This is a genomic window from Aquidulcibacter sp. (genome assembly GCF_044346625.1).
In the GTDB taxonomy this organism is placed as follows: Bacteria; Pseudomonadota; Alphaproteobacteria; order Caulobacterales; family Aquidulcibacteraceae; genus Aquidulcibacter.
In genome coordinates, this window is sequence record NZ_JBIIYV010000089.1 from 1 (window position 1) to 8,835 (window position 8,835).

Genomic DNA, 8,835 nt, shown 5'->3' on the forward strand with positions numbered 1-8,835 from the left:
CTAAAACCCGCGCCCAACCCCCACCTTTGGCGAAATCCCCATAGCACCACCCGACAACAACCAAGATTCGTTCCCTGGACACTTTCGTACGCCAAGAGGCATCCGAAACCCTTCACAAAAGTCGCCAATTCTAGCTTGGAAAAATTGGTCCTAGCTAAGTTGAAACAGGATTGCAGTTTCCGTGCGCTGTCCAACGCAACAAAACTACCAAACAGCCTGCTGGCATCATGGCTTGCTTTTGCAAGTTGCAACAAACCGCCGATCGCCATTGTTCGTCGCATATGGAATGCGCCCGATATGATGGACTGGCAGAGTTATCCACAGTGCTCTTCATGCCTACACTTTGCAAACCTTGGTAGCAAATTGGTAGCAAAGAAAAAGTAGGTAACTTTTATAACCTATTTCAAGGCTCGGATTATGTTTCAAATATTTGATTTACAAGGAAAAACTGGTGCCACAGGGGAGGATTGAACTCCCGACCTCATCATTACCAATGATGCGCTCTACCACTGAGCTACTGCGGCTTTGGACGCGGAAAACCTGCGTCTGTCGTTGAAGGCGCGCTGATACCCCGCTTACCCCTTTCTGAAAAGGGGTCTGACGCATATCATCTTCACATGAACGAATCGCTACCTCCTAAAAACGCAGCTGACGCGCCGCCCAAGTCGGGAGGTGGCAAGAAGCCGACCAAAGAAGATCGGCTAAAGGCCGCTTTGCGAGATAATCTGAAGCGCCGTAAAGAGGCGGCCCGCAAATCAGACCCCGACTAAGGCCTAGGCACCCCCCACCCGCAGGCTCGCGACATTGACGTTCTGGCTCAGCGCTATTTGGCCCTGCTCCCCACGGATATCGACGCGCAGACTTGGTCCGCCCACTTTGTCCCAGCCAATATCGATGAGGCCAAAGTTGCGGGCGCGGAAGGCTTCACCAACCCGCAGCGCATTCGGCGGTAGGACTGGCCAGACTTCGGTGAGACCGGAAGAGGTGAAATCCCACAATGGATAAGGGACATTGGCGTCCAGACGCGAAATCTCGCCATAATGGGTGTCACCCGACAAACAGATGAGGCCATTCGCTTTGGTTTTGCGGATCGTCTCAATCAGGCGCTGGTGGTCTTGTGCGTAATTGATCCAAGCCTCCCAGCCCGGGAAGTCGGCAATGACTTGCAGCGAGCTCCCGAGAATACGGACATCCGCTGGCAAGCGCAGCTGCGCTTCCAACCAACGCCATTGTTCCTCGCCCAGCATCGACGCCTTCAGTTCTGGATTGCGGGCATAGGGGCCAGGAACCGGCTTGCCAGCCGCCGCCAGCTCTTTTTCCCAATCGGCATAGCTTTTGCCGCCAAGATCAAGGTTCAAGATCTCGGATCGGTTAAATCGCAGGTCTGGCAGAATGATCTGAATTCGTTTGCCTGCAGGGCCAAACAAATAGGCGCTATAAATACCATCGCGGCTGCGGCGTGGGCTGGTCGCGGCTTCGCCCCAGAAGTCGCAGAAGATTTTGCGGGCTTCTTCTTTTATTGGATATTCGCTGCCCGCATCGTTTTCACCATAATCATGATCGTCCCAAACCGCCAGAATAGGGGTAGTTGCGCGAAGCTTTTGAAAGCCGGGTTTTGCCGCCAATTGGGCATATTTGGCGCGCATCTCATTGGGGTCGCGGGTATCGAGATAGACATTGTCGCCAAGGAAGATGAAAAGGTCAGGCTTGGTCGCCAAAACGGCATCCCAGATCGGCTGATCCTTGGACTCCTTCGCGCAAGAGCCAAATGCGATACGGGTGAGAGCTTTACCTGCAATTGCCTGCGCACCGCTGGGCAATACGTCTGGCGCTGCGGCTGCAAGGCTGGGGGCTGCTGCTAGGCCTGCTGCAAGGGTTAGGGCATCACGTCTGCTGGATGTCATGGTAAAGCTCCTTAGAAAAAAGGGGTCCAAGGCCAGAGCCTTGAACCCCTCAAGTACCCGGGGGGGATTGGTGACTAGAAGGCTTTCTTCAAGGTAAAGACCACTTGCTGAGGCGCGCCGGCCAGTAGCGTTTGGTTATCACCACTGTTGCCAAAGCCGTTCGAACCGATGGTCGAGACATATTGCTCATCGCTCGCATTGGTGACGTTCAACTGAGCTTCAAGACCTTCCAGCAAGTCATTGCCGCCGAAGCGGTAGCCCAAAGTGATTTCGGCCAGGGTGTAAGCATCAACTTTCCCATTCACATCATCATTCAGATAAGTGAAGTAGCGTTCGCCGGTGTAAGATGCGCCCAATTTGGCAAACAAGCTGCCATTGTCATAGGAAAGCTCACCCTTGAACAATAGTTCTGGCGTGTTGACGACTTGCTTGCCCTTTGTAGCCGTGACCACAACGCCTGCACGATTGACAACATTGTCGGCATATTCGGACTTGTTATAGGTCAACGAGCCAAACACGTTGAACTCATCCGTCAGCTTATAGATGCCGACAAGCTCGGTCCCAAAAGAATTGACCGCGCCGACGTTGGACAGGATAGGCGCGTTGCCCACGATGCCAGCGCCCTGCGAGATACCCAGCAAACGGTTTTCGAAGCGGACGACATAGCCCGCTACGGATGCTTCAAACTTGTCGCCGCGAACGCGCCAGCCCAATTCGCCAGTGGTCGACTTTTCTGGGTCCAGTGTCCGGGTGGTTTCGTCCACATTGGCCTGGTTGCGTGAAGCAAATGGGCCAGCAGTTGCCGCCGACACATAGGCGGCCACATTGCGCGAGAAGGTGCCGAACACATTGCTGGTTGGGCTCAACTCATATTTGAAGCCCACTTGTGGCAAGAAGGCTTCGCTGGTGCGCAGTTTGCCGCTGATGCCGTTCGCTGCAGTTGGGGCACCATTATTGATGGTGGTGGTTGTCACTTCATTGGTCACACGAACCGACTTGAAACCGAGGTTGACGGTCAACGTGTCGCTCACGCTCCAATTGTCCTGCACGAAGAATTGCAGGGTGGAGGTGTCAAAACGGTAAGCCCATTGGGTGAAGAAGGGGTTCGCCATGAAGTCCAGCGAGGGGCGGGTATTGGCTGCACGTGCCAAGCCGTAGAAGCGACGGGCTTGGTCAAATTGGTTGTTTTCGACCCACAAACCGGTCGAGACTTGGTGGGCACCTGCGTCAATCGTGAGCGAGCCAAAAGCGCCCGTGCGAGCAATCTCATATTCAGTCGTGCGAACAGAGATCGGCGATGGGGCTGTAATTGGGCTGCCGCTTTGATCAGGTGCGCCAACTGGGGTTGCCACATAGGGGGTGAACCAAATGCCTTGGCCTTCATTGGTGTGGTTGTAGGCCGTGGCAGTCAGAACGACTTTGTCGGTGACCGGCATGTCGAGCGTAACATAAGCCAGATTGTCTTTACGTAGGCCTGCTGCATCAAAATACGCATCATCGACTGAGGTAATTGGGCTTGGGTAAACGCGACCAGCTGCTGCGTTAGAAACAGCTGCGCCTGTATCGCCGCGGTTATTGGCGATATCCGCCAACAGATTGGCCAAGGCGTAGTTGCCGGAGATATTGTCCCAGTTATAGCCCAGACGACGGATCATCTCGAGGCTCAAGTCCTGATAGTCGTTCTCGGCCCGGTCAGACCAATTATAGACAGCGGTCACGGTCGCGGTGCCAACGGGTTGGACATATTTGACATTGACTTGGTCATGGTTCTGTTCGCCCACGCCCTTCCACTTGTCCTGCTTGGTGCTGGCCACAGACACATAGCCTTTGCCACCGCCCAAAGCATCAAGGGTGCCGGTCTCAACGCGGGCGAAGATGCGCTGCAAGGAGTCGCTGCCACCCGAGAGGTTCAATTGACCACCAAAATCATCACTTGGATTGCGCGAGATGAATTGCAGCGTGCCGCCCAGATTGGATGAAGAAGCGGTGCCGAGTGCGCCTGCACCTTGGCTCAATTCAACACGAGCAAGGTTTTCTGAGATGGTGGCGCGTGAAATGTGCAAACCATTGTGGTTGCCATAGCTCATGTCGCCCAAAGGAACGCCGTCCAGCGTAAAGCCCATTTGGTTCTGGTTGAAGCCACGAACGGAGATGCGGGTCGACCACTCATAGTTGCCGAGCGCATCGGCGGACTGGAAGTTCACGCCTGGCAGACGCTCAATCGCTTTCAGCGGGCTTACGCCTGGCGCTGAAAGGGAGATGGCGGAAGCGGTGACCGCTTGGGTTTGGCGTGAGCTTGCCGCGCCATAAACGACAATGGTTTCGACTTCTTGGTCGGCAGCTGGCTCGGTAGTTGCCGGTGCAGTTTGTGCGAAGGCCACTGGAGCGGCGCACAGAACGGCCAAGCTGACCGATGCGAACATCATAGATTTGAGTTTCATGGTTTTCCCCTTAGGAATCGGACAAGCCGATCATTGGGTGGGGGCTTAGGAGCGCAACGTGACGAACGCGCAACGCATTAGCAACAGTTTCAAAAATCTTCGGTAACAGCCCTGTCACATTCCCCTGGCTGTACGGATCTGCAGGTTACTCACAGTTCAGTCTCATTTTTGCCCGAATGGGTTGGTTGGATGCAGGCCATTGCCTTGATAAAAGCCGCGAGCTTGTCATAAGCGAGTGTCACACTTTCACGTGTCAGAAAAGAAGCATTATGGACCGTATTGCCCTTGTCGGCGGGACGCAGCTGAAAGGCTCTATCCCCATCTCCGGCGCTAAGAATTCTGCCCTTAAATTGCAGGCCGCCAGCCTTTTGACCCGCGAGCCGTTGGTTCTGAAGAACATGCCAGAACTGGCCGATACGCGCTTTATGATCGAGCTGTTGGAGCAATTGGGCGTGACGTGCTTTTGGCCGAAGGGCAGCGGTCGGTTGTCCATGCATGCAGAAGATCTGACCAGCACGATCGCACCCTATGATTTGGTGCGGAAAATGCGTGCGACCTTTAATGTCTTGGGTCCACTTTTGGCGCGCGTTGGCCATGCGACCGTGTCTTTGCCGGGTGGCTGCGCCATCGGGGCCCGTCCGGTTGACCTCCATCTCAAAGCGTTTGAGGCCATGGGGGCCGATATCGTGATTGAAGGCGGGTATGTGAAAGCCGCTGCCTTGCGCGGTCTTAAAGGTGCAAAGATTGTATTTCCCTTCGTGTCTGTTGGCGCGACAGAGCATGCGATGCTGGCCGCCACCTTGGCGAAGGGCGAGACCGTCCTTGAAAATGCCGCTCGCGAGCCTGAAATCGGTGATATCGCTCATTGCTTGGTCGCGATGGGTGCCAAGATCGAAGGGATCGGCACTTCCACCTTGCGCATCCAAGGTGTGGATGAACTGAAGGGCGCAACGTGGAGCGTCATCCCAGACCGGATTGAAGCAGGCTCTTATGCCTGTTGCGTCGCAGCCGCTGGTGGTGAAGTGACCCTGACCCATGTGGTGCCTGAGACAATTTCGTCCCTGATCGACGTGCTGCAACGTGCGGGCGTTCATGTCGATGTCGGGCCAGACTGGGTGAAGATCACGCGTGATCCATCGACCCCCCTCAAGCCCGTTGATATTGATACCCAACCCTATCCGGGCTTCCCAACCGATACCCAAGCCCAAGTGATGGCCTTGATGACACGGGCCAATGGTGCCTCGATCTTCCGTGAGAACATCTTTGAAAATCGCTATATGCATGCGCCAGAATTGCGTCGCTTGGGGGCAGATATCTCGGTACGCGGTTCTGAAGCCGTTGTCCGCGGGGTCGAGACCTTACGCGGTGCGCCCGTTATGGCGACCGATCTTCGTGCCTCGGTTTCCCTGATCATTGCAGGCCTGATGGCAGAGGGTGAAACAATCATCTCGCGCGTTTATCATTTGGACCGTGGGTTTGAGCGTTTAGAGGCTAAATTGTCGGGCTGTGGCGCGGAAATTCGTCGTCTGTCCGGTTCGGAGGAATAGGTGGCTCATTCGTCGCTGCGGCTGCTCGCTGAAGATGAGGCGGATCTGTCGATCATCTCAGCCGCCGTTCAAGATGCGATTTTTAAAGTCTCTGATGCCGTTTGGTCGCCCACCAAGCGCCGCTTTACCTTGCGCCTCCAGCGGTTTGTCTGGGAAGCCGGGGTTGAGAAGGGGGCGGGTCAACGTGTTTGGGCTGCGGTGGCATTTGATAGCGTCTTGAGCGTCCAGTCGAAAAAGGTTGCGCAATCGCGCCGCGATGCGTTTGCGAGCCTTTTGGCCATTACGTTTGATCCCGAAGAAGCCCCCGGCGGAAAACTGCGTTTAGGCCTCGCCGATGGCGGCGAAATCGTGCTGCACGCCGAATGTATCGACGTGACCTTGGCAGATTTAAGCGAACCGCGCGAAGCCGTAGCAAGGCCCAAGCACGACCTTTGAACTGAGGCTTTTGGTCGGGGTCTGCACCCTTGCCCTCCCCAAAGGGGCAAGGCCGCGCTAAATACCGACCATGACCCGTCTCCTTTCAGCCAGCGCACCTGATTTCCAAACCCAGTACCAAGCCCTCTTGCAAACCCGTGGCGATGCGGTGGACGGCGTTGAAGGCCGCGTGGCCGCGATCTTGGCCGACGTTAAGGCGCGGGGCTTTCACGCTCTGGCAGAACTCAGCCAAAAGTTTGACGATTTTGCTTTGACACCACAGACGGTCCGCGTGACTGCCGCCCAAGTCGATGCAGCGATCAAGGCTTGTGACCCGTCCGTGGTAAAGGCGCTTGAGCTCGCCGCCCAGCGCATCACTGATTATCATGTCCGCTCTAAGCCTGAAGATGCCCGCTGGGTTGACGCACAAGGTGTCACCCTTGGCTGGCGCTGGACGCCGGTGGATGCGGCTGGCCTTTATGCGCCAGGTGGTCTCGCTGCTTACCCCTCTTCGGTCCTGATGAATGCACTACCCGCCAAGGCTGCTGGTGTGCCGCGTCTTGTTATGATGACGCCCCCGACACGGCTTGCCGAGAACCCAGCTATTCTAGCAGCAGCCAAGATAGCGGGGATAGATGAGATTTATGGCGTCGGCGGCGCGCAAGCCATTGCCGCCATGGCCTATGGCGCAGACCCAATCGTTAAGGTCGACGTGATCGCAGGGCCGGGCAATGCTTGGGTCTCCACCGCCAAGAAGCTGGTATTCGGGACGGTCGGAATCGACTCCGTTGCAGGGCCGTCTGAAGTCTTCATCATCGCCGACGCGCTAAATGACCCCGCCATAATTGCCGCTGACCTGTTGGCACAGGCCGAGCATGATGCCGTGGCCCAATCCATCCTGTTTACCGATGACGCGGCCTTTGGTCAGCGCGTGCTGGACGCCGTTGCGGGCATGATTGCGCGCGGTGAGGCGGGACCTGAAGCCGCTTTGTCTTGGCCGGCCTATGGCGCGGTGATCGTGGTGGATCGCCTTGAAGATGCAGTGCCTTTAAGCGATCAGGGCGCACCAGAGCATTTGCAAATTGCGACGGATGATCCCGATGCTCTCGCCAACCTCGTACGTCATGCAGGTGCGATCTTCTTAGGTCGCCATGCTCCAGAGGCCTTGGGCGATTATTTGGCTGGTCCAAACCATGTCCTCCCAACCGGTGGCCGTGCGCGTTGGGCTTCGGGGCTATCCACTCATATGTTCATGAAGCGCACCACATTGATGGGTACAGGCCTTGAAGGGCTTGCCGCGATTGGCCCGGCAGGGGTTAGCCTTGCGACCGCAGAGGGCCTGCCCGCTCATGCGGCCAGCATCGCGCTTCGGCTAAAGGCAGCAAATCAGGCTTGAGGGCTTGAACCGATGGGCCGCCTCTTGCAAGGATAGCCCATGTCCAACAACCGCCGTATCGCCGATGTCCGCCTTGACGAGGAATCGCTGGCTGCCCAAACCGCCGATGGGGAGCATGAGCGCCGCGTCGCTATTTTTGACCTTCTTGAAGCCAACCACTTCGATGTGATTGATGGGCCTGATGGTCCTTACGCACTGACCTTGTCGGTGGTCGATCAGAAGCTGGTCTTTGATGTTAAACTGCTCGACGGCGGCGATGTACGGATTTTTGTCCTGTCGCTCTCGCCCTTTAAGCGGGTGGTTCGCGACTATTTCATGATCTGCGAGAGCTACCATCAGGCAATCCGTCAAGCGACTCCGACCCAGATTGAAGCGATCGATATGGGCCGACGCGGCCTGCATAATGAAGGCTCACGCCTGCTTGAAGCGCGCCTCGAGGGTAAGGTCGCCCTCGATTTTGATACCGCACGGCGACTGTTTACGCTGATCTGCGCCCTGCACGTTAGGCTCTGACACCGTTGGATCTGGTGCGCCCGCCTCAATCTGTTTTGTTTTGCTGCACCATGAATGCCATTCGCTCCCCTATGGCTGAAGGTTTGATGAAGCGCAGGTTTGGCACCCGCGTGTTTGTCGATTCCTGTGGTCTACGTAAAGCTGATCAAGTTGATCCCATGGCCGTGATGGTCATGGATGAATTGGGCGTCGATATCATCAAGCATCGGCCCAAGACCTTTGCGGATTTAGAAGATGATAGCTTCGACCTTATCATCTCCCTCGCCCCCCAAGCCCACCACCGCGCGTTGGAATATACCCGCCATTTGGCCGTCGAAGTCGAATATTGGCCAACGATGGACCCTTCGGCTGTAGAGGGCAGCCGTGATAGCCGCATGGATACCTACCGCGATGTCCGCGACGCCTTGGACCGGCAGATTGCTAAACGCTTTGCGATGCTGAAGCTTTAGGGGGCGGCCTTGAGCGATGCCCGATGCTTCTCCCCTCGCCCCTAAGGGGGAGAGCAACCGTGTTTAAGATGGAGTGGTTTTTGCCCAGTCTGTGTGGTCTCGCATCATGGCGTTGAGTTGGGTGATGAGTTTTCGCATGAGGGCGTTGAGGGCGACCATTTTGGGTTTGGC

At 56.3% G+C, this 8,835-nt stretch carries 9 protein-coding genes and 1 tRNA gene; 7 read left to right on the forward strand and 3 right to left on the reverse strand.

All coding sequences use genetic code 11. The features are described from left to right. The coding region (locus ACIQ20_RS14605; protein WP_395781544.1) for a hypothetical protein at positions 1–384 on the forward strand (384 nt) is incomplete at its 5' end. Between the two features lie 65 nt (positions 385–449). On the opposite strand, the gene ACIQ20_RS14610 is transcribed toward ACIQ20_RS14605, so the two are convergent. Further along, positions 450–524: transfer RNA gene (locus ACIQ20_RS14610), tRNA-Thr, on the reverse strand. Positions 525–617: 93 nt separating this feature from the next. Between ACIQ20_RS14610 and ACIQ20_RS14615 the strand changes: the two genes are divergently transcribed. Then, a complete protein-coding gene (locus ACIQ20_RS14615) occupies positions 618–770 on the forward strand; it encodes a hypothetical protein (protein WP_395781546.1) in 153 nt (50 codons plus the stop codon). A 3-nt stretch (positions 771–773) separates the two neighbouring features. Here ACIQ20_RS14615 and ACIQ20_RS14620 read toward each other — a convergent pair whose 3' ends face one another. Together ACIQ20_RS14620 and ACIQ20_RS14625 are read right to left on the reverse strand one after the other, a co-directional pair. Continuing rightward, on the reverse strand, positions 774–1,904 hold the full coding sequence (locus ACIQ20_RS14620) for an alkaline phosphatase D family protein (protein ID WP_395781548.1): 1,131 nt from the start codon (positions 1,902–1,904) through the stop codon (positions 774–776). Positions 1,905–1,978: 74 nt separating this feature from the next. Then, positions 1,979–4,345, reverse strand: a complete 2,367-nt coding sequence (locus ACIQ20_RS14625; RefSeq protein WP_395781550.1) for a TonB-dependent receptor — start codon at positions 4,343–4,345, stop codon at positions 1,979–1,981. Positions 4,346–4,614: 269 nt separating this feature from the next. Between ACIQ20_RS14625 and murA the strand changes: the two genes are divergently transcribed. The 5 genes from murA (at position 4,615) to ACIQ20_RS14650 (ending at position 8,664) form a co-directional block, all read left to right on the forward strand. Then, positions 4,615–5,892 carry a UDP-N-acetylglucosamine 1-carboxyvinyltransferase gene (gene murA, locus ACIQ20_RS14630; protein WP_395781552.1) on the forward strand — a complete coding sequence of 426 codons (1,278 nt, stop codon included), beginning with the start codon at positions 4,615–4,617 and terminating at the stop codon, positions 5,890–5,892. Then, a complete protein-coding gene (locus tag ACIQ20_RS14635; protein ID WP_395781554.1) occupies positions 5,893–6,327 on the forward strand; it encodes a DUF2948 family protein in 435 nt (144 codons plus the stop codon). A gap of 70 nt (positions 6,328–6,397) precedes the next feature. Next, positions 6,398–7,702 (forward strand): histidinol dehydrogenase, encoded by a 1,305-nt coding sequence (hisD, locus tag ACIQ20_RS14640; protein ID WP_395781556.1) that lies wholly within the window; start codon positions 6,398–6,400, stop codon positions 7,700–7,702. 39 nt (positions 7,703–7,741) lie between these two features. Beyond that, positions 7,742–8,215 (forward strand): UPF0262 family protein, encoded by a 474-nt coding sequence (locus ACIQ20_RS14645; protein WP_395781558.1) that lies wholly within the window; start codon positions 7,742–7,744, stop codon positions 8,213–8,215. Between the two features lie 14 nt (positions 8,216–8,229). After that, positions 8,230–8,664, forward strand: a complete 435-nt coding sequence (locus ACIQ20_RS14650) for a low molecular weight phosphatase family protein (RefSeq protein WP_367178396.1) — start codon at positions 8,230–8,232, stop codon at positions 8,662–8,664. Positions 8,665–8,835: the final 171 nt, after the last annotated feature.